Source organism: Shewanella subflava (genome assembly GCF_025971955.1).
GTDB lineage: Bacteria > Pseudomonadota > Gammaproteobacteria > Enterobacterales > Shewanellaceae > Shewanella > Shewanella subflava.
This window is the reverse complement of the sequence record NZ_JAPDMX010000007.1, coordinates 43,823-66,233: the sequence shown is the minus strand read 5'-3', so window position 1 is coordinate 66,233 and position 22,411 is coordinate 43,823. Positions and strand designations below refer to the sequence as shown.

Below are 22,411 nucleotides of genomic sequence, written 5' to 3'. Positions count from 1 at the left end.
AATCCCATGAATGCAAGAAGGAAGTCATAGGACTTCCTTCTTAAATCAAAATTCACTTCAATTATTAACTAAAAATATCTTTAATGATGTAGAAGAAAATAATTGATAAGCCAGCACCCGCAGGTAATGTCACAACCCATGACACGACAATATTACGTACCACACCAATATTAATTGCAGCAATACCCCGCGCCATACCGACACCTAATACCGCACCCACTAATGTTTGCGTAGTAGAAATAGGTAAGCCAGTACCGGAAGCAATAACAACGGTTGATGCAGCTGCAAGCTCAGCAGCAAAACCACGGCTTGGTGTTAGGTGAGTAATGTTCTTACCAATGGTCTGCATTACACGTTTACCGAATAGCGCCAAACCTAATACAATACCAGTGGCTCCTAACGGTAAAATCCACCATGCAAGTACAGATTTAGAACCTATCACACCGCCACTTTCAACAACCGATACGACAGCAGCTAAAGGCCCAATCGCGTTAGCAACGTCGTTCGAACCGTGAGCAAATGCCATACAACATGCAGTAACAACCATCAATATGGCAAATACTTTTTCAACGTTACCAAACTGGGTTTGACGGTCTGCTTTATCGCTCATTTTCAAACGCGAAATAGCAATCTTACCGAACACGCCAACAGCAAAAGCAATGACACCAGCAAGTAGATAAGCTTCAAGTGTAGAGAAGTGAAGTCCAACGTGCTTTAAGCCTTTAGTGATTGTGACTAATGACATAACAAAGCCCGCTAATGCCATATAAAAAGGCACATAACGCTTAGCATTTGCTAAAGGATCATCGGTATTGAAAATCAGTTTTTGCACACTTTGGAAAATAGTATATGCAATAAAGCCTGAAATAGCTGGCGTGACAACCCAAGAGCCAACAATACCAACCACTTTCCCCCACTCAACAGAGTCAACACTGACGCCTACTGCCGCAAAACCAATGATTGCACCAATAATTGAATGAGTTGTAGATACAGGCCAGCCTAATGCCGAAGCAACAACTAACCAAATACCCGCAGCCAGTAGCGAACCAATCATGCCAAATACTAAATATTCCGGCACATCAGTAAAGTAAGCGGCATCAATAATACCGTTTCGAATGGTACTGGTAACTTCTCCACCTGCTAAGAAAGCACCAGAAAACTCGAATATCATCGCGATGATGATCGCTTGTTTAATCGTAATGGCGTTAGAACCTACTGAGGTTCCCATGGCATTAGCAACATCATTTGCGCCAATACCCCATGCCATCAAAAATCCAAATGCAGCCGCAATACCGATAAGCATCGGGCCGTTGGTGACTAATACATCAACCATGTCGTTTCCTTGATAACCTTGTGATTAGTTACGAGCTAACATTAGCTCTAGACGGGAACCTACACGCTCAGCAAGATCTGCTAAACCACCCACCCACTCGATAACTTTGTATAAGAACATGACATCAACTGGATTCAATTCTGATTCAACAGCATACAGTTGACGGCGGACTTGGATTTGAAGATCATCAGAATCTTCTTCAATACTATCCAACTCGTTGATCATTTTCGCAACTAAGTCGACTTCACGACCACGAAAACCGGTTTCGAGTAGGTCATCAAGCTCATTAATTGCTTGTTTTGCTAGGGTTACAGCATCAAGACAACGCTTAAGGTAAGCATTGAATGCTTCTTGAACTGGTTGAGGAATAACTAATTGACGACCGATCATTCGGCCTGAAATATCTTTTGCCTTGTTCGCGATTTTGTCTTGTTGAGTTAATAACTCAAGCAAGTCAGTGCGCTCAACTGGCATAAACAACCCACCAGGCAAAGTTAAGCGGATTTCTCGCTTTAACGAATCAGCTTCTTTTTCTAGCAGGCTAATTTGTTTGCGAATTTTAACAGCTTCATCCCAATCGCCTGCCACAGTGGCATCGAAGAAAGGAACAAGAAGGGCAGCACATTCATGAACTTTATCGATATGCTGTTCTAAAGGCTTTAAAGGTGATTTTGCAAACACACCTAAAATAGAGTTTACTGGCATTGCCGTTACCTATTTAATTAATTCCGACTTGGAAAAGCGGGCGCATGTTACCTCAAGCGTCCACATAAAGAAACAGTGTAGTTTCAATTTCTCACTACTGCGATTTACTCTTGCAACTCAGAGTATAATTGATCTGAGCGACGCAATCCTAAGGGATTATTATTACAGAAATGTGACACCATGAACTAAATATGACGCATTTATGAACATTTGATTACAACGCGAGCTAGAAGTCAATGCACACTGAAACTGAGCTGAAACTATTTGTTGCATTACAAGATTTTGATTCACTGGTAAAAACACTCCATAACTTACCGAGTTCAACTGATTGTAAAAGCGATTTTTTATTTAATCACTATTTCGACACCTGCACGTTACAGTTAGCACAATGGGATATGGGATTAAGAATTAGGGGCTCAAAAAATCATCAAGAACAAACGATTAAAACGGCTGGTAATGTTGGCTCAGGACTTCATAGCAGGCCTGAATTTAATGTTACAACCGCTGAAAAAACACCCAACTTATTGTTGTTCCCCCAGCACATTTGGCCTAAAAATACCGATCTACATACCTTAAATAACCAATTAACTGTGATTTTTGAGACCAACTTTACCCGTCAAACCTGGATAATGCAGTCTAATAACAGCACAATTGAAATCGCATTAGACAATGGCGAAGTGATTGCAGGGCAAAAAACAAAACCAATTCATGAATTAGAGCTTGAATTAAAGGCTGGCAAAACTGAGGATTTAATCGGGTTGGCATTACAAATTGCCAACAAGGTACCATTAAGGTTGGCAGAGCAAAGTAAAGCATTAGCAGGTTACTTTTTATCAGGAAAGGTGCCTTATCAATTCAAAACTGACTGGCCAGTTCAATTAGACAACGCGATGACATCGCAAAACCGACAGTTAAAATCACACTTAAAGATAGGTTTAAATCACTGGCTTGAACTTGAGCACTATTTGGAACATTTAAGCGATAAGGTAAACACAAATAACAAAGAAGAGCAGCACATCATCCCGAACCAGGTAAATAAGTATGCGGAATATGTGAGATTTTTTAACCAATTAATCCACTGCATTCAAACTCTGCAGGCGTTAGCGTTAAACGATGAAAAGTTAACATCACGACTCGCTGATGACCAGACCACGGCTTTTATTACAGCACTTACCAAAGAGCTGGCATTGATGAATCAGCACTCAGGTTTATCAGCACATCCTCATCATCTTGAGTCACTTTGGCGATATCAAGGGTATGGTAAATTTCAACTCACTTTATTGGCTTTTCTGTATTAGCTGTATCGGGCTATTTCATCAGCCAATCAAAGGGACTGATTACTCATCAGTCCCTTTGTGCCCAATAAAGACATCAATGTGAGCATTCAAAAGTGGTAGACATTCATTAATATCAAACTGAATGCGATGACATGTCTTTTTATAGTCCTAATGCTTTAGCAATACGCTGACCGTAATCAACATCTGCCTGACTAAAAAGAGCAAGCATTTGTTGTTGCACATCCAAGCTGGCCTGGCTTAAAGAGCCACTTATGGTCTGTACCAAACGCTGCTTTTCATCTTCAGTAAACTTACGGTATAAATTACCCGCTTGGCTAAAGTCATCTTGATTATAGCGGCTATAACGAGCAGCTTCGCCATCTAAACGCAGCGGCGGCTCAGCAAATTGCGAGGCTTCTTGTAATGCGCCCGCAGCGGTATTCGGGCCATAATTGGCACTGGCATCACCTCCTGTTTGGCTACCTTGGAAAGGACATTGTGTCCCCGCCATGGCACCAGCACGTTGATGATGGTTTGCTTTAGTGGCATGTGGACAATTCACCGGCAGCTGATTGTAATTTGTGCCAATACGGTAACGCTGTGCATCAGCATAAGAAAATAGTCTTGCTTGCAACATTTTATCCGGTGATGCTCCAACTCCTGGCACTAAATTACTCGGTGCAAGGGCAACCTGCTCAACTTCAGCAAAATAATTATTTGGCATACGATTAAGCTCAAGCTCACCAATTTCAATCAGTGGATAATCAGCATGTGGCCACACTTTAGTTAAATCAAACGGGTTGATGTGATAAGTATTGGCCTCAGCTTCAGGCATGATTTGCACCTTCACCGCCCACTTAGGAAAGTTTTTGTCGGTGATCGCTATCATCATGTCACGCTGAGAAGAGTCCGGATCAATTCCTTTTAACTTATCAGCCTGTTCATTAGTTAAATTCACCACACCTTGCTGTGATTTAAAATGAAACTTCACCCAAAAACGCTCGCCTTTGGCATTCCAAAATGAAAATGTGTGTGAACCATAGCCGTGCATTTGACGGTAATTTGCAGGGATGCCACGATCTGACATTAAAATTGTCACTTGGTGCATCGCTTCAGGGTTTTGCGCCCAAAAATCCCACATGGCTTGTGGATCTTTTAAATTAGTCTGCGGATGACGTTTTTGCGTATGAATAAAATCCGGAAACTTAATACCATCTCGTAAAAAGAAGGTAGGAGTATTATTACCCACAATATCGTGATTACCACGAGCGGTATAAAAACGTAATCCAAAGCCACGAGGATCACGCTCTGCATCAGCAGACCCCATTTCACCACCTACCGTCGAGAAACGCACAAATGTTTCTGTTTGTTTACCAACGCCATTGAAATGATCAGCAATAGTGTACTCACTTAAATCTTTAGTCAGTGTAAAAGTACCATATACGCCAGTCCCCTTAGCATGCACAACACGCTCAGGAATACGCTCACGATTAAAGTGGGCAAGTTTTTCAATAAGATGCCAATCTTGAAGCAACAGGGGGCCTCTTTCACCTGCAGAAAGTGAGTTTTGATCATCTGCTATTGGTGCACCATTTTGGCTTGTTAAATAATGTGAATTGTTCATTTTTATCTCCTAATTACTTTCAAGTAACCATTGTTCAATTAAGTCATAAACGGTTGCCATCTTGCTTTCCTCGGCCGTCGTTATCGAATAAAGCGATAATACATGAGCCAACAAAACCGTAAAAACGATTAAAAACGATAATTACAATCGACAAAGGTAATTAGGGTGGGAGAGTGTTAAGTAAAAAACGATTTAAAAATGCAATAAAAAGCCGAAGCATGCTTCGGCGATGGGCAAAGTAACAAGGTTAATCTGCAGACGGCGGTACGATTGGCTCACGATACAATTTCACTAAATAATAAGCATCAATTAACACAATGAAAAAATTCACTAATGCGACAGGAATAGCATCAATGGCTAACCCATAAGCAACAAATAACGCCGCGCCAACCAAATTCCACCAGCGAAGTTTTTTGATATTTGCCATCATTAACGAAATGGCTACGACGACAGAGGCAAGATATCCCACCCATTCCCAGATTGTTGCGGTATCCATTAGTCACTCCCAAAAGTACATTCATCTAGTGAGTATAGCTTATCCCAATAAGATGAAATCACCGTTCGACAACTGCCGCTGTCATCCGTGATATACAGCATAAATCATTGGCGCTGTTATGGACTAAAATCTCCCATACAGAGCTACGCTTACCAATATGAACAGGTCTAGCTGTTGCTGTTAATGTACCATTACGAGAAGCTTTTAAGTGGTTAGCATTGATCTCTTGGCCCACACAATAGAATTGAGTGAAATCGACAACAAAGTTAGCCGCATAACTGGCTACTGTTTCAGCTAATGCCACATTTGCGCCACCATGGACAATGCCTAAAGGGTTGTGAACACTGGGATCAGCAGGCATTGTTGCTTTCATATAATCATCACCTATTTCGGTGATTTTAATGCCTAATGTACGCATCAAAGTGCCCTTACCGTTCATCCCCGCATCTAAACGCTCACAATCTTCCAGTGTCACGTCTCTAAACCAAATACTCATTGAATACATCCAGTTAACAATTATGTTTTTAGTGTACTGCGAGATGAAGTAAGAAGAAACAGCTAAAGTAGTGTAACTGACATAATGATAAAATAGGAGATTTGCAATACGACACCAAGGATCAGAGAGGTCAACCGACATTGAAACCAAAGCAGAAGTCCCTATTGAAGGGTAAATGGGACTAGTTATCAGCACAATGTTGCTCAAAATGATTAACTAACCGAACAAACTTAATAGAATACGTTCGATATAGGAATGCAAAAGGGAGCACTTAGCTCCCTTTGAAAAACATTGAAATTAAATTAATTAAAACTGCGCGACAAATGTCTCTGAGCACAAAGTACTGGATGTTTCGCAGATTTTATAAGTGACTGTACTTGCAGAGGCACTGAAACGATCTCGGAAACGTCCATCGTTATCCGTAGTGGCAATCATTTCACCATCGCGATAAATATCGACACTTTCACCTACCGCACCATTCCAGGTTAAATCGACTAATGCACTGCCGCGTCGTGAAAGCATTGCTCTAATCACATCAGCTTCAATAGCATGCTCAAAAACTTCAACATCTGTAGTGATGGAATTGGTATTACCTTCTGCATCCGTAACCGTTAAGCTAACAGTGTAAATACCTGCTGCTGCATAAGTATACGTTGGGCTGACATCTACTGATGTAGAACCATCGCCAAATTCCCAAGCATAGGTAGTAATATCATCATTAGCGTCTGAACTGGTATCTGTAAATGTGACTTGTAAGCCATCGACAACATAATCAAAACCAGCAACAGGTGCCGCAGGTGCTGCATCTCCCAACCCTGTGATGGTTAATCCCCAGTTGTTTAATGTCCCGACATCAGCACCAACATTATCAGATACAGATAATGTCCAATCACCCATTGCCATTTCGCCATTAAAAACACTTAAATCCCAAGATTTAACAATATTGTCAGCATTGCCACCTTCACGGTTATGTAAAACAGATTCAGTCCCCGTTGGAGAGGTTAGAGTAACCACTAAATCACCTATCCAAGTATGTGAAATATCAACACTTGCTGTTAATCCAAATACAGTGACATTATCTGGTACATTAATCGTGCTTGAAATACCTGCAGAATCATCATCAGGAATCGCAATAGCGTCATCATTGCTATAAGGAAAATCTGTTAACCCTTGCGGGTAAACAGTTAACGATACAGACTTAGTTTTCACTGTTGCACCGTCGTCACCTGTAACAGTGATAACATAATCCCCCCATGCCGCATTTGAGTCAGTGGCAACATCAACACTAAAATCATCACCAGCACCAACGCTATTACTCGACAAACTCACACCGTTTAAACTCGGCGTAACATCGACAGTTAATGCCACTGTAGCATCCCAGCCTGCAATACTGCCTAAGTTAAAGTCATAACTAACGGCGCTTCCCACTTCAACCTCTTGTGATGCAGGAGTCGCGGTAAAACGAAATCCTGGTGCTGGGTTCGCTGCATCTAATGCGGAAGCCACATTCAATCGAGTCCCTGCAACGGTGCGTCCAGTTAGAGTGGCATTTGTATCACCTGACACCATAAGCAACTCTTTCATTTCAACAGGAGTAAGATCAGGATTAAGCGACCAAACTAATGCTGCCGCTCCGGTTACATGTGGCGTAGCCATTGAAGTCCCAGAGTAGGTGTCATAACCCCCTCCTGGGATAGTAGATAAAATAGCCGAGCCTGGTGCCCCGATATCAACACTGTTTAACCCCCACTGAGAGAAACTTGACATGTTGTCATTGCGATCTGTACTGGCAATGGCCATAACAACATCTGAATCGTAACTTGCAGGATAACTAGGTGTAATATCATTATCATATGCGTCATTACCAGCAGCTGCGACAAATAATATACCAGCATCACCAGCGTTATCTATGGCATCTTTTAATGCCTGACTGAAACCACCGCCGCCCCAAGAATTGTTTGTCGCTTTAACATCGACACCATGATTAAGTTTTAAATTAGTCATGTAGTCAATACATGCAATAGCACCAGCCGTCGAGCCTGATCCGCTTGCGTCTAAGAACTGACAGCCAATAATGCTCACATCCCAGTTAACGCCGACAACGCCTACCCCATTGTTACCTTTGGCGCCAATAGTGCCCGATACGTGTGTTCCGTGTCCATTACCATCCATTGGATCACCAGTATTAGCGTTTGCGTTATAACCATGAATATCATCGATAACACCATTACCATCATCATCAATACCGTTACCTGCAATTTCACCTGGGTTAACCCACATATTGGCTTGTAAGTCTGGATGGTTATAATCGACACCCGTGTCAATCACACCCACCACAACATTGCTGTCGCCAGTTGAAATATCCCATGCAGCAACAGCATCAATATCAGCTCCTGCTAAACCTCCACTTTGACCAGTATTATGTAAACCCCAAAGGTCAACAAAACTGGGGTCATCCGGCATGCCAATCGCACGAACAATATAGTTAGGTTCGGCATATTTAACAGCAGGATGCTTGCTGATCATTTTGATCGCTTTTTGAACATCCGCCCCATTTTTTAAACTTAATCGAGCTAATTTTCCATTCAGAAGATGGCTGAATTGATCATCTACACCATCAGCATTGACATCTTTGAGCGTTGCGCCAACAAGCTTTTGTGCTGTTGTGCGCTCAAATTTTGTCGCGTTGTCTTTATAGACCACTAAGATCGTATCTTTCTGGTAAGTTACAGCTTGCTTAGCCATCACTGGCACTGCAGAAGTCATTGCCATTGCTGACGCGATAGCTAAAGCAACGGGTGTTATTTTAATCGACATATACTGGTTTCCTATCGTCCTTATTGATTCCAGAACCGGCACAGCTAAATACGTTACAAATGTGTCCATTGACTCAGGGTACGCAATTTATCCGGCAATATTTTTGCACCAAGATTGTTGCCATAAGCAAAGTTATTTGGAAAGTATGAGTTAGATAAATACAACTTAACTACTAACCTAATTAACCTAGCCCATAAGAATTAACACCCAAAATAAAAAGCATAAATCACTGTTAATAAACAAAAAACTAAAAAAACCCTCTTAAAAACCTTAATCAATGCTTAAAAATAAATACCCATTTGTTCAATTGATATGACCATGCAGAGCCCGTAAGTTGGTCGAGTCATTTGACTCGTTCGAGTGAGTCATCGCCGCTACGTTTCATGTAATGCAAAGGAGTGTTCATGCTAATTTCAGTGACAAAAACGTTATGTATCACCCTCCTGCTGTCCAGCCTTGCATTGTCCGCCTTTGCACAGGAAGGTAAAAAGGATCCGTTTGTTGATATTGATTTACCTGTCACATTGCAAACCTTGTTAGAGAATAATAATCGTGGTGACATGGTTAATTTGATCCAACTAGGCATGTTAAACCAAGCAAGTTTTTTGCAAGATGGCGAGTTCAATCATGCATCTGTATTACAGCTTGGAGACAACAATCAGGCGCACATTGCTCAATTTGGCGTGAATAATGAAATAGAGCTGTTACAAGCAGGCGAGAAAAATACTGCTTCAATTATCCAAACTGGAAATGATAATCGAGCACAATTAAATCAACTAGGAAGTGCAAATTTCTCAATTGAACAGATTGCAGATGGTGCTGCAATCACAATAACGCAATATTAAACAGGGAGCGTCATATGAAATCTCAAGCAACTAAAACGTTATTAGCATTAGCCATTGCAGCAAGCTTATCTTCACAAGCTTTTGCAAGTGATGTCAGTAATATCTCCATTATGCAAGATGGTGTAGGCCAAGATGTAAAATCGGAACAAACGGGGATTTTAAATCAATCCATCGTAAATCAAACAGGCAACGATCAAGCCGCTACGATTTCTCAAAATGGGGTATGGCTAGAATCTTACGTAACATCAAATGGCGATGAAAATGACGTCGAAGTGATTCAAACCGCTGACTGGCATATTTCTAACATCGCATTAGAAGGCAATGAGAACTTAACCAGCGTGACCCAAGATGGTTTCTTTAATCAGAGTGATGTACAGGTTACTGGCAGCACTAATATTGTTGATATTGAGCAAGTCGGTGACATTAACGAAAGCAATATTGAACTGATAGGAGATGCAAATAGCGCGACAGTTTCACAAGATGGCGATAATAACTTTGCTGTATTTCGGGTTCAAGGCAATGACAACGATGGCGATATAACTCAAATAGGTAATGGAAATCAGGCCGGCTTAATCGCGCTGGATTTAACTCCTAACATAGGCAATAACAACGATGTGACGACCAACCAAGACGGCAACAGTAATGTTGCTGGGGTTCGAGGGATATCCGGTGACAATAATACTGTCGATATGGAACAAATTGGTAACTTGAACACCGGATTTATATACGCACTTGATGGTTCAGATAACGATATCAGTATTGAACAAGAAGGTGATGGAAACATTGCGGTATTTGAGTTCACTACAGGCGATGATAACCATGTTGAAATTGACCAAGAAGGTCAATCAAATACTGTCGGTGACACACTGATTGCCGTCATTGATGGTAATAATAATAATATCGATATAGAGCAAGAAGGTGATGCTAACCAAGCTGAATTTGAAGTCTTGGGTGATGACAATGATGTTGATCTTGATCAAGAAGGCGACGCTAACTATGCCGCATTTGGTACTTACGGCAATGACAACGATTTCAACTTATTATCAGACGGTGACAATAACACCATTTTCGCATTCTCAGTCGGTGATGATAATGACATCGAAATCGACCAAGAAGGTGATGTAAACTTTGCCTTAGTTGAAATCGTTGGCAATGATAATGAAGTGGATGTTGAACAAGATGGTAATGACAATGAAGTTCTAGCCTCAGTGTCTGGTGACTTAAATACTGAAGTCGATGTGACTCAAGTCGGGGATGTAAACCTTGTTGACTTACTGGTGCTTGGCAATGAAAACCTTGTTGATATCATACAATCTGGCGACGGTAACTGGGTTGGTGGTGAAACTGGTGGGGCATTTGCCATTGTAGGTGATAACAATAGCTTTATTGTTTCTCAAACAGGTAATGATAACATCGTTACTGGCTCACAGGCGGGTGCTGACAACTCTGTAAGTGTGACACAAGTAGGTGATTTTAATAGTGCCACTGTGATTCAGAACTAACTGTCACTATTTACACAAAAAGGGAGCGATGGCTCCCTTTTTCATTTGACATTTGTTATTAACTCACTAGTTCAAAATGAGTTTGATAGGTTTGAGCCCAACGTAATAACTCGACTCTATTTCGGGATTGGGTTTTACGAAAAATAGAAGAAATATGCGCTTTGACTGTGTGTTCGCTGATACATAAACGATGGGCAATTTCTTTATTCCGCGCACCACTGGAAACCAATTGAATAATAGTTCTTTCTCTACTGGTTAACATTTGCAGCATTGCAACCGTGTCTTCGGGAATTTCGTTGTTATTGTCCAGCTTCTGTACCAATCGTCTAAACATTTTGCTAATCAAGGGGCGGTCGTACCAAAGTTCATCTGATACCATTTTACGTAAACCCGTTAACATTAAATCCATGCGTTGATCGGCATACAATAATCCGCGTACCCCCAATAGCAAAGCTGACTCTTGGTCTAAAGAACCGCGTTCTACTTGGTATAAAGCAACAGGTACATGGTTCACAATACGAGAGACAAGCAAGGGGATGCCTTTATTATCGAGAGCGGCTCCTTTTTGGGAAACCAGATAAAAGCTATTGGATTTTTTTTCTAACTCTAACTCACCAGCTTGCTTAACAATGCGGGTCTTTAATCCTATAGACTCAGCAAGAATAGCAAGGTGGCAAGGGGCAGATAATTGATGTAAAAACACCAACTCATACGTAGTTGAGCTCATGACTCTTCTCCCTGAAAAGTGTTATTACGTTCAAGCACTCTATTTATTATCATACGTTGGTTTCAACTTCATGAATATGAAATAGGCTAAAGCATGAGTACTCAAACATCGTCCTGAATTTTATTTTATACCCAATTATTGTAACGATGCTACACGTAATTAACCGAGATTACGACAAAAGGTGTAAACCTTGTAAATAGAGTAACAAGCATAGTAGAAATTAATTAGATAGACAGTAAACCTAGTCATTCAAAAGTATTAATCCGCATATTGCCTGACAAAAAATGACTGTAAACATCTAATTAGGTTTATTTGATACGGCTAATTTGGCGATTATGCAGACGGGTTAATAACAGTAATCCACAAATCCCCCCGATTAATGCCAAAAACATATCAGACTGAGTATCCCAAACGTAACCTTGAGTGCCTAAAAAGGCCTCGGCATCTTCGCCAGTCGCTGCTGCCACCCACCACTCAATGAGCTCATAAAAAGCAGAAAACGCCAATACAAAACAGACAGATAAAAACTGACACCAAGCCCCCACCTTTAAGACTCCATTACGTAACATAATTTCTCGAGCAAGGATTACGGGGACAAAACCCTGAGCGAAATGACCAACTTTGTCATAGTTATTTCGCTCACTTCCCATCATCTGGGCAAGCCAATCAAATAAAGGCACCTCTGCGTAGGTATATCTCGCCCCAATAAACAACACAATACAATGAACAAGGATCAGCCAGTAAGCCAATGAGGTGAATTGGAAGCGATGACGTGTTGCCAGCAAAAGTACCGCAGCAATAAGTGCTGGGATAGCTTCAAGCCACCAGGTGAACATATCTTTGGGATCGCTAACCGACCAAAGCAATACCGCGGCATAAATAACTATCCATATCATTTTATTATGCAATGAAAATTCCTCTTATTCGATATTGTTCTAAAATTAGAATATTAACTTTAGCCATCTAGCCCTCCACAATGGGCAAAAAAAGTGCTACTTTGGCTATGCGTTGGAAGTCGCATATTTTCCCAAAGTAGAACAGGCCTCACCTACTGTAAATAAAGTAGTTGATTTGACGTCGCTTGGGAGCAGATATTAATAGTAAACTAACTGATATCATAAGCATAAGTACTTTAGGTACTAAATCAGCAATTACACATTAGAGGGTACCCATATCATGGCGAAACATTCGCTTGACAAGGATAAGATAAAAATCCTGCTGTTGGAGGGCGTCCACCAAAGTGCGGTAGATGTACTAGAAAGAGCAGGCTATACCAACATTGAGTATCACAAAGCTTCATTAGATGAGAGCCAGTTACTCGAATCTATCAAAGATGCACATTTTGTAGGGTTACGCTCACGCACTCAATTAACTGCTGAAGTACTTAAGCATGCAGAAAAACTGGTTGCAATTGGCTGTTTTTGTATTGGCACAAACCAGGTTGACCTAGCCGCGGCTGAAAAACTCGGTGTCCCTGTTTTTAACGCGCCGTTTTCTAACACCCGCAGTGTTGCTGAATTAGTGATTGGTGAAATCATCATGCTAATGCGTGGCATTCCGCAGCGTAATGCGCAGTGTCACCGTGGTGGCTGGCTAAAAAGTGCCAACGGCAGTGTTGAAGTGCGCGGTAAAACACTCGGCGTAATCGGTTATGGTCATATCGGTACTCAGTTAGGTATTTTAGCCGAAACCCTTGGTATGCGCGTGGTCTTCTTCGATATTGAAGATAAATTACCCCTGGGTAACGCCTCTCAGGTACATGATTTAGAAAACTTGTTAGCCACAGCTGATGTGGTTAGTTTGCACGTGCCTGAAACGCCACAAACTAAAGATATGTTTGGTGCTAAAGAGTTCAGTCAAATGCGTCAAGGCAGTTTCTTCATCAATGCATCACGCGGCACAGTTGTCGACATCGAAGCGCTTGCTGAAGCGGTTAAATCTGAGCACATTGCTGGCGCAGCTATTGATGTATTTCCCGTTGAGCCAAAATCAAATGATGATGAGTTTATCAGTCCGTTACGCGGCTTAGACAATGTGTTACTCACACCTCATATTGGTGGCAGTACAGCTGAAGCTCAGGAAAACATTGGCGTTGAAGTTGCTGGTAAACTGGCTAAATACTCAGACAATGGTTCAACGGTATCTGCTGTTAACTTCCCTGAAGTATCGCTTGCACAACACGCTGGAGCATCACGCTTATTGCATATTCACCACAACCGTCCGGGTGTATTAATCAAGATTAACCAAGCTTTCTCGGCGAAAGGCATCAACATTGCCGCTCAATACCTGCAAACTACAGCAGAGATTGGTTATGTGGTGATGGAGGTCGACTCTGACCAAGCAGAAGAAGCGTTAGTCGAACTGAAGCAAATTGAAGGCACTATTCGTACCCGCGTATTGTTTTAACAACCAAAATTTAGCTTACTGTATGAATAAAACGGTTACTTTGGTAGCCGTTTTTTATGCCTATCCCCTTTTGAGTGATCAGAGTTTGGGCTACACTGCTGGCATTATGTTGCTGTTTCACAGGAAATCAAATGAGCCTTTCAATAAATAAACCCGATTGGGCCCTCACCTTATCCCCGCCCTCACTGATGTTAGCTAACCTAACCCACTTAGGATTAATTGAAGTAACAGGAGAGCAAGCTCGAAGTTTCATTAATGGTCAAGTGACCACTGAAATTGTCTCACTAAACGCTGATCAATGGCGCTGGGGTGCTCATTGTGATCCTAAAGGTAAAATGATTGCCAGTTTTCGCACCTTTAGCATCAACGATGCCCTTTACATGATGATGCCAATTGACACCTTAGCCGTTGGATTGCCTCAGTTAAAAAAATATGCCGTTTTTAGCAAAGCGGAATTAGTCGATGTATCAGCTAACTGGCAACTGATCGGTATTACTGGCAGCCAGGCAAGCGCCTTTGTTGAACAGTATTTTGGTAAAATTGAAGCTGAACTCAGCCATGTCGATGGCGGGGTCATACTCAAAGATAATGACCGCTATATCGTGATGCTAACGGCAGATAAAGCACAGGCGCTTTGCCAAAATCAACAGGTGTTTGATGCTACTGCCTGGCAAGCTCAAGAAATTAAAGCGGGCTACCCTAATATCCCAGCAGCACACTCCAGCCAATATGTGCCGCAAATGTGTAATGTTCAAGCCATTAATGGCATCAGCTTTACCAAAGGTTGTTACATGGGGCAAGAAACTATCGCCCGTATGAAGTATCGCGGTGGTAATAAGCGCGCCTTGTATATTTTGTCTGGCAATACCGAACAAACGTTGACGATTGACTCAGCTATTGAAATTGCTCTTGAAGATGGGTTTCGCAAAGTGGGTAATATTATTGAGTTTGTCCAACAAGGTGATCAAGTGCTGCTAACCGCTGTGTTAGCCAATGATACTGAAGCGGATGCGACTTTACGTATTGCTGATGATGAAAATTCTGTTTTAAAGGTTATCCCGTTACCTTATTCGTTAGAAGATTAGGCTAAATGATTTAATACAACTCGCAGAACGATGAACTTGAATTAGCGACTTGATTAGAAAAGTGTAATATCCACTTTTGCTAATTAAGTCGTTTTAAAATCAGAAAAAAGCCAACTCTATTTTAGATTGAGAGTAACGTTACCAAGCGACATTAACACAACCCCTCCATAGACGTTAAGTTAACTTAGCGGTACCTTTTGATCGATTCTAAGTGCGGATTTTATGAATCAGACTTTATATCTGTTTTTGAGTCTGAATATAGCCAACGAAAAAACTGACTAAACGGATAGAACAATAAACAAAACACTCCTGCACTTGCTAGAACTTTTACAATATCAAATGAATCAATCAAGTACACATACGGTAGTGCTATACCACTCATTAAATAAGCAGATAACCCACTAGCAAACAAAGTCGACACATCACTAGCAAAATGAGCGGGCTGTGCGTTCGATTTTGATTCAGACATTTGCTTTGCCACTTAACGTTGACCAATTTTTAAACGTCCCGACAGCATAGAGGAAACCGATACCTAAACAAATACTTGAGCTAACAATCCAAAATGTCAGACTATTTTCGGGAAACATCGGCATTATCACAACAAACGCGAGGCCACGAATTACGTAAATGAAAGAAATAACGAGCAAGCCAAGCTTTAAAAAAGGCAGTTTAGGTATCACTTTCGCGCCAGACAAACCATACAGCGCCCATAACGTTAACACAAAACAATTACGGATGACACCATCGAGGGATACCAATCACCATTATCAGCCAAACTAGCCATTTGCTCACCCGCACCCAAAAAACGATACCAGTCACCACCAAAAATAATACAACCTAAATGAGCCAAAGCCGCTATTGCGCTAGACACAGCACCCAAAATTAAAAACTTATTCGTCCCTGAAAATAGTAGCTATCATCATATCGGGTAAGTAAATTGATCTCAATAATGTGCTTTAATCAATCGCCTGAATGTGATCGCGACATTCCGTTCATCCTGAACATTCCTGCTGCAGGCAAAAAGTTAAATTAATATCAATTTAGCCAATGGCGTAAAAACAAAAAAGCGAACGGGGCTAAACCACATTCGCTTTTCTACAGCATCAAATAAAAAACCTTACTTCAACTGACTATCCAAAAAAGCCGCTAGCGATTTGTACAAATGATTACGCACTTTCTCACCGCGCATAGAATGCTTCGACCCTGGGTAATCGATCATTTGAAACAATTTACCTTCATCCTGCAGCGCTTTATACACACGAGTGCTGTTTTCAAACAACACATTGTCATCCGCCATGCCGTGATACATCAACAAACCCGATTGGTAGTTTTTGACATAAGGTAAAACGCTGCCAGTATCATAGCCTTGCTTATTGGTTTCAGGATTGCCCATGTAACGCTCGGTATAATGGCTATCATATAAACGCCAATCCGTAACCGGTGCGCCCGATATTGCGGCTTTAAAGTAGTCCGGGGCTTTAAATTGGCTCATCAATGCCATGTAACCGCCGTAACTGTGACCATAAATCGCCACATTATCACCATCAATGAAGGGCAAACTTCGTAGATAATCTACTCCCGCCTTTTGATCGCGTACTTCCGCATCACCCATGTTTTTATAAATCACATGTTCAAACTGCGTGCCTCGATGAGCACTGCCGCGATTATCCAATTGGAATACTGCATAACCCTGCTGCAATAAATACTGAGTAAAATAGTCTGCCTCGCTCCATGCATTTACCACCAGTTGAGCATGTGGGCCACCATACACTCGCACCACCACAGGATATTTTTTGTTGCTATCAAAGGGTACGGGTTTAAATAAACGGTATTGTAGTGCTTGGCCATCATCCGCTTTAATATGACCAAATTCAGGCATTTGCCACATCCGGGCAAAATCATATAGCGGGTGTGCGGCGTTAACTTCATTTTTATCCACCCAGGCAAGATTTTTACCATTTTGATCATGCAAACTAATTTGCGGTGGTTGTTGCAAACTACTGAAGTAATCTAAGTAAACGGGCTTGTTTTCTGCAAACACACTGTCATGCATACCTGAACGTTGGCTAATGCGTTCAATGCTGTCGCTACCCGTTGCTAAGTTGACTCGGTATAAATGACGCTCAACTACGCTGTCTTTTCGGCCAGAAAAATATAACCAACCTTGTTGCTCATCAATGTATTCAACCTTGTCGACGACCCAGTTGCCTTGCGTCAATTGACGCACTAATTTACCCGTTAAATCAAACAAATAAAGGTGATTAAAGCCATCGCGCTCTGATGCCCAAACCAAAGCAGGCTGCTGCTTTAAAAAGTGCAAATCATTATGTAGATTGACCCAGGCTTGGCTGCGCTCTGTTACTATTGTGTCAATTTTAGTGGGATGATGAATATCCACAACGCGTAAATCTAACGCTTGCTGGTCGCGGCTTTGCCATTGAAACGATAAATGTTGGCTGTCGGGTAACCATTTAACGCGTGGCAAATAGATATCTTTATCCTTCCCTAGATCAATCCAGCGCGTCTGTTTATCAGAGACGTTTACTACGCCAAGTTCAATTATTACGTTAGGCTTACCTGCGTAAGGGTAACGCTGCTCAGTCAGTTTAATGCCATCGGCATAGATTTCATTACGGGTGACAAGCTCAACCCCCGACTCATCAATACGGGTAAAGGCAATATGTGATTCATCTGGCGACCACCAATAGCCCGTCATACGATCCATTTCTTCCTGCGCCACAAACTCTGCCATGGCATTTTTAATTGGCCCTTTGCCATCTAGTGTTAGTGCAGTGAGTTGCTTGGTGGCTAACTGAAGGATAAATAGATTTTGATCGCGTACAAACGACACATAATTCGCTTTTGGCGATAAGCGGGCATCCGTGACAAACCCGTCACCCGTATCCAGTAAATTAACCGCTGCTGTGTTAACATCAAATAGATATAACTGACCAGATGCCGGAATTAAAATGGATTGACTATCATCAGCCCAAAAATACTCCATTATCCCTTGGCCATAAATACGCTGACGCTCGCGGCGGGCTTTTTCTTCATCCGACAACTCACCGGCCACTAATTTATCTGCATCGATTAAGCGACTTCGTTTACCGCTAACGATATCCATTTGCCATAAATCATAAAAATTCTGATCGCTGTCTCTGCCGGCAAGATACGTTACCCTTTTACCATCTGGCGATAAACTTAATCCTCTCGGGCTGGCACCAGCCAATGCCGGTGAAGCATGAATACGTTCAATGGTTAGTGGCTGATTTCCACCAGCTAACCCCTTAAGAGGTAAAGTGGTGTTAAAGCTAGAAGTATTATTGGTGGTTGATGTTGGATTTGTTGAGGTCATTTGTGTGGCCATAAGTGCAGGGGGAGTGAACAACAAAGGCAGCGCATAAAAAGCGGCATAAGCGTGTTGTTTCCATGTAGAGGTTATTATTATTTTCCTGAATTTATTTATGCGGCCATTTTGCCTGAATTAATCTTAAAACGAAAATGCCGCATCAGGCGCTGAAATTAGCGTCATTGTAGGGTATGATCAGCCGCAATTATATTATTCTAAAAATCAACGACCTTAACCTCAAAACTTGTCATAGGAATAACCATGCAGACTTTGGCACAAACCCTTGCATCACAAGCAGTAAATAGCTCGCTTACGGCATTACTGTTAACTTTAGCTGACACTTCAAAGGCTATCAGCGGCGCAGTCCGTCATGGTGCACTCGCTGGCGTATTAGGTGCAACAGAGCAAGAAAACGTACAAGGTGAAACTCAAAAAAAACTGGATGTCATCACCAACGATATGCTCAAAGACGCTTTAAAAGCTGACGGTAATGTTCGTGGTTTAGCATCTGAAGAAGAAGACTATGTTGTAGAAGTCAGTAAGCAAGGTGAGTACCTTGTGTGTTTTGACCCGCTAGATGGCTCATCAAACATTGATATCAATTCACTTGTGGGTACGATTTTCTCAGTATTACCAGCACCCAATGGCGAGTTAAATGAACTCAGCTTTTTACAAGCAGGGCGTCAGCAAGTGGCGGCGGGGTATGTGTTATATGGTCCATCAACCATGATGGCATTAACCACAGGTAAAGGAACGCAATTTTACACTTTAGATCCTGTCAGCGGTGAATTTTTATTAACCAATGACAGAGTAGCCATTACGCCTGATACCGCAGAATTTGCCATTAACATGTCAAATCAGCGTTTTTGGGAAGCGCCAATGCAAACCTACATTGCCGATTTATTACTGGGTAAAATTGGCCCTCGCGAGCAATCATTCAACATGCGTTGGATAGCGGCTATGGTTGGCGATGTACATCGCGTGTTATGTCGTGGTGGTATTTTTACTTACCCTACCGACAATAAAAATCCAGCTAAACCATTCAAGTTACGCTTAATGTATGAAGCAAATCCAATGGCATTGTTAGTAGAGCAAGCTGGCGGTAAAGCCTCTACCGGTTATGAAACCATTCTGGATATTCAGCCAACAGAGATCCATCAACGAGTTGCGGTTATTCTAGGTAGCCGCAATGAAGTCGATATGTGCCTAAGCTACCATGGACTGGATTACAGCGAAGAGCCAACAATCGATTAATCGTAATAATTTAGCTATCTTTAACTAATATGAAAAAACCGCTACTAGATAGCGGTTTTTTCTTTATAAGCCTTGAACTCATCTAAAGCATTAGGCGCTGTGCTCTATTCTGTGTGGCGCTTCGGTTTGATCAACTATGGTCAATACTGCAGTATCACCCACCACATTACATGAAGTCAGTACCATGTCGATAATACGGTCTAATGCCGCCACAATGGCAAACGCTTCAACAGGTAATCCCATCTGATGAATTAACACACCAATCATCACCATCCCACCACCGGGTACGCCACCCGCCCCAACAGACAATAAAAACACACTGAACAATAATGCAGGAATTTGATCGCCACTAATGGGAACACCAAATGCGTTAGCCACAAAGAAAATAGCAATGGTGATATAAATCGACACCCCGCCCATGTTCATCGTTGCTCCTAATGGCACACCAAAACCCGCAACGGCTTTGCTCACACCAAGCTTATCAGTCAAAGTACGCATGGTGACAGGAATGGTGGCATTTGATGATGCTGTAGACAGTGAGAATAGAATTTGCTCTTGGGTTTTTTCACGGAAAGTTTTAGCCGACACTTGGGTAAATAAACTTACCGAGTAAGGATAAACAACAAAAATCCACAGCAGTAACAAGCTTAATATTAAGACTAAATATTCAACCACACTGACAAAGGTTTCTGGCGCTAACGTCGCCCCTAATTTAAACATCAGCGCAAATACACCTATCGGGGCAAGGTTCATTACCACTGAAATTAACCGCATCATGATTTTATTTGCAGTTTGAAACCCCTTCACGGCACCATCAACCACGGCTCCCATAGACTTCATCACGCCGCCTAACAGCAAGGCCATAAAAATCACCTGCAGCATGTTGCCAGAGGTAAAGGCTGAAAATGGATTATTGGGCACAATACTGACAATAAGGCTAACCAGATTAGGTAATTCGGTGGCCGTAATCACAGCAGTGTCGCTGCTGGTCATGTCAACCCCTTTACCGGGTTCGATAAGCATCGCCACGGCAAATGCCGCTAAGATAGCCACAACAGTATTGATAATGTAAAAACCAAAGGTTTTGCCCCCTAAGCGGCCAAAGCTTTTTAGGTCCTGCAGTTCGCACACACCACAGACAATGCTCACGAACACTAACGGTACGACTAGCATCATGATCATATTGACGAACATGGTCCCGATCCCGCTAGCGATATTGACCAATGTGTCTGAGAAAAATGCCACATCGGCTAAGGCAAATTGTACAATACTGCCTAAAATAACCCCCAAAAAAAGTCCCGTAAAAATACGAGCTGATAACGACTTCATCATTTGCTTGTTTGTCCTATTATTGCCTTTTATACACTCAGGCTTGTTGTTTTAGTGCAAAGATACTGAGCCATCAAAAGTCAGATTTCAATGCGTTATCGTATAAAACATCCAATTTAACGCGTTAAAATAAGTAATAAATAACTAACTGATTGATTTTTAATCTTTAAAACATTTTAAAAATAAAAAAAGAATGATGTGACTTTGTTAATAAGCAGCCAGCAGCATAATTATTTACTTAAGTTCAATTAAACGTCACAAAGACAGCGAAGATCAGCAGTGAAGAGGCATTAATGTTAGTGGAAGTTGATGGGCTAACATATGTTGCTGTTTAAGACTGATACGATATTGTTGCAAGCAATTTACTAAGTTACGCCATTGATGTAATTCTGCATGCTGAAGATACTGTTGCTGACGCCATTGTTTATCAAAATCGTCTGTGTCATTCAATTTGAGCAACGCTTGAATAGAAAGATGAACTAAGTCAGGGGCAATAAGATAACCACAGCCTTGAAGTAAATGGGCAATTTGAACTCCAGCGGGGTCTAAATCAGTAAATGCCACCACTTTCAACCTTGAATGCAATGCATCATTTTGGGCTATTGTATGCAATAAGCGTTTACACCCTGCGGGAGAATGCGGCCCACTGCCACGATATACCACCATAGCCTGCTGAAATACTGCAGCAAGTTTTGTATCAAATGAAAAATGACCAATGTCATCAAAGCTATCTAGGTTTTCCACCACTATCAGATACTGTAATTGAGCATCAGCGCAAATCGTCACCGCCTGCTCAACCGTCATTCTTAGGCTATATTGTGTCGTAAAAGGCGGGGAACATTGCAGGGGAATTTGCACTAAAACATAATTGGCATCGGGGCGAATATTGGCGTACTTTTCTTTTATTCCTTGGGCTGCTAATGTTTTTCTTGGTTGATTAAAATTGACATTCTGCACATCAAAACCGGTATCAAGCAATGCCATTTCACGCAATAAATCGTGGTCTTTACCACTAAAATAGAGGTATTTCCCTGCCCCATCGGGCTCACCGATAGCAAATTGATTGAATACTTTTTGCCAATTGCTGCTGAATTTCGTTCGTGGTGATCGATTGATCACCACGGTTTGTATCGCATTAAACTGTGTTTTGGTTAACTTAGCCATCA

The 22,411-nt window shown here is 41.7% G+C and carries 19 protein-coding genes; 6 read left to right on the top strand and 13 right to left on the bottom strand.

The features are described from left to right. Nucleotides 1–64: 64 nt before the first annotated feature. Both OHT75_RS05025 and OHT75_RS05020 read right to left on the bottom strand, forming a co-directional pair. Nucleotides 65–1,333, bottom strand: a complete 1,269-nt coding sequence (locus OHT75_RS05025) for an inorganic phosphate transporter (RefSeq protein WP_264725375.1) — start codon at nucleotides 1,331–1,333, stop codon at nucleotides 65–67. A gap of 24 nt (nucleotides 1,334–1,357) precedes the next feature. After that, nucleotides 1,358–2,038 carry a TIGR00153 family protein gene (locus tag OHT75_RS05020; RefSeq protein ID WP_264725374.1) on the bottom strand — a complete coding sequence of 227 codons (681 nt, stop codon included), beginning with the start codon at nucleotides 2,036–2,038 and terminating at the stop codon, nucleotides 1,358–1,360. A 236-nt stretch (nucleotides 2,039–2,274) separates the two neighbouring features. Between OHT75_RS05020 and OHT75_RS05015 the strand changes: the two genes are divergently transcribed. Further along, on the top strand, nucleotides 2,275–3,336 hold the full coding sequence (locus tag OHT75_RS05015) for a CYTH domain-containing protein (protein ID WP_264725373.1): 1,062 nt from the start codon (nucleotides 2,275–2,277) through the stop codon (nucleotides 3,334–3,336). 139 nt (nucleotides 3,337–3,475) lie between these two features. Here the strand turns inward: OHT75_RS05015 and katB are convergent, their stop codons facing one another. From katB to OHT75_RS04995, 4 genes are all read right to left on the bottom strand, one after another. Beyond that, entirely contained in the window at nucleotides 3,476–4,939 is a 1,464-nt protein-coding gene (katB, locus tag OHT75_RS05010) for a catalase KatB (protein WP_264725372.1), read from the bottom strand. A gap of 247 nt (nucleotides 4,940–5,186) precedes the next feature. After that, a complete protein-coding gene (locus OHT75_RS05005; protein ID WP_264725371.1) occupies nucleotides 5,187–5,435 on the bottom strand; it encodes a YgjV family protein in 249 nt (82 codons plus the stop codon). 58 nt (nucleotides 5,436–5,493) lie between these two features. After that, nucleotides 5,494–5,931 (bottom strand): PaaI family thioesterase, encoded by a 438-nt coding sequence (locus OHT75_RS05000; protein WP_264725370.1) that lies wholly within the window; start codon nucleotides 5,929–5,931, stop codon nucleotides 5,494–5,496. 306 nt (nucleotides 5,932–6,237) lie between these two features. After that, nucleotides 6,238–8,748, bottom strand: a complete 2,511-nt coding sequence (locus tag OHT75_RS04995) for a S8 family serine peptidase (protein ID WP_264725369.1) — start codon at nucleotides 8,746–8,748, stop codon at nucleotides 6,238–6,240. 404 nt (nucleotides 8,749–9,152) lie between these two features. Here OHT75_RS04995 and OHT75_RS04990 point away from each other — a divergent pair, with 404 nt between their 5' ends. Next, a complete protein-coding gene (locus OHT75_RS04990; protein WP_264725368.1) occupies nucleotides 9,153–9,593 on the top strand; it encodes a curlin in 441 nt (146 codons plus the stop codon). A 14-nt stretch (nucleotides 9,594–9,607) separates the two neighbouring features. Further along, nucleotides 9,608–11,095 carry a curlin gene (locus OHT75_RS04985; protein WP_264725366.1) on the top strand — a complete coding sequence of 496 codons (1,488 nt, stop codon included), beginning with the start codon at nucleotides 9,608–9,610 and terminating at the stop codon, nucleotides 11,093–11,095. Between the two features lie 58 nt (nucleotides 11,096–11,153). On the opposite strand, the gene OHT75_RS04980 is transcribed toward OHT75_RS04985, so the two are convergent. Together OHT75_RS04980 and OHT75_RS04975 are read right to left on the bottom strand one after the other, a co-directional pair. After that, on the bottom strand, nucleotides 11,154–11,822 hold the full coding sequence (locus tag OHT75_RS04980) for a helix-turn-helix transcriptional regulator (protein WP_264725365.1): 669 nt from the start codon (nucleotides 11,820–11,822) through the stop codon (nucleotides 11,154–11,156). Nucleotides 11,823–12,130: 308 nt separating this feature from the next. Beyond that, the gene (locus OHT75_RS04975) at nucleotides 12,131–12,730 is read right to left on the bottom strand and encodes a DUF2238 domain-containing protein (RefSeq protein ID WP_264725364.1); all 600 of its coding nucleotides are present in this window, start codon (nucleotides 12,728–12,730) and stop codon (nucleotides 12,131–12,133) included. A 268-nt stretch (nucleotides 12,731–12,998) separates the two neighbouring features. Here OHT75_RS04975 and serA point away from each other — a divergent pair, with 268 nt between their 5' ends. Then, nucleotides 12,999–14,228, top strand: coding sequence for a phosphoglycerate dehydrogenase (gene serA, locus OHT75_RS04970; RefSeq protein WP_264725363.1), 1,230 nt, complete (start codon nucleotides 12,999–13,001; stop codon nucleotides 14,226–14,228). Nucleotides 14,229–14,359: 131 nt separating this feature from the next. Beyond that, entirely contained in the window at nucleotides 14,360–15,313 is a 954-nt protein-coding gene (gene ygfZ, locus OHT75_RS04965; protein ID WP_264725362.1) for a tRNA-modifying protein YgfZ, read from the top strand. 220 nt (nucleotides 15,314–15,533) lie between these two features. Here ygfZ and OHT75_RS04960 read toward each other — a convergent pair whose 3' ends face one another. From OHT75_RS04960 to OHT75_RS04950, 3 genes are all read right to left on the bottom strand, one after another. Then, the gene (locus OHT75_RS04960) at nucleotides 15,534–15,782 is read right to left on the bottom strand and encodes a hypothetical protein (RefSeq protein ID WP_264725361.1); all 249 of its coding nucleotides are present in this window, start codon (nucleotides 15,780–15,782) and stop codon (nucleotides 15,534–15,536) included. A 246-nt stretch (nucleotides 15,783–16,028) separates the two neighbouring features. Continuing rightward, a complete protein-coding gene (locus tag OHT75_RS18000; protein WP_406681969.1) occupies nucleotides 16,029–16,184 on the bottom strand; it encodes a hypothetical protein in 156 nt (51 codons plus the stop codon). 246 nt (nucleotides 16,185–16,430) lie between these two features. Then, nucleotides 16,431–18,668, bottom strand: coding sequence for a S9 family peptidase (locus OHT75_RS04950; RefSeq protein WP_264725360.1), 2,238 nt, complete (start codon nucleotides 18,666–18,668; stop codon nucleotides 16,431–16,433). A gap of 255 nt (nucleotides 18,669–18,923) precedes the next feature. On the opposite strand from OHT75_RS04950, the gene OHT75_RS04945 reads away from it, so the two are divergent. After that, a complete protein-coding gene (locus tag OHT75_RS04945) occupies nucleotides 18,924–19,916 on the top strand; it encodes a class 1 fructose-bisphosphatase (RefSeq protein WP_264725359.1) in 993 nt (330 codons plus the stop codon). A 90-nt stretch (nucleotides 19,917–20,006) separates the two neighbouring features. Here the strand turns inward: OHT75_RS04945 and OHT75_RS04940 are convergent, their stop codons facing one another. Further along, nucleotides 20,007–21,248, bottom strand: coding sequence for a dicarboxylate/amino acid:cation symporter (locus OHT75_RS04940; protein WP_264725358.1), 1,242 nt, complete (start codon nucleotides 21,246–21,248; stop codon nucleotides 20,007–20,009). Nucleotides 21,249–21,518: 270 nt separating this feature from the next. Then, nucleotides 21,519–22,409: a DUF7281 domain-containing protein gene (locus tag OHT75_RS04935; protein WP_264725357.1), complete on the bottom strand. Its 891-nt coding sequence runs from the start codon at nucleotides 22,407–22,409 to the stop codon at nucleotides 21,519–21,521. Between the last annotated feature and the right edge of the window lie 2 nt (nucleotides 22,410–22,411).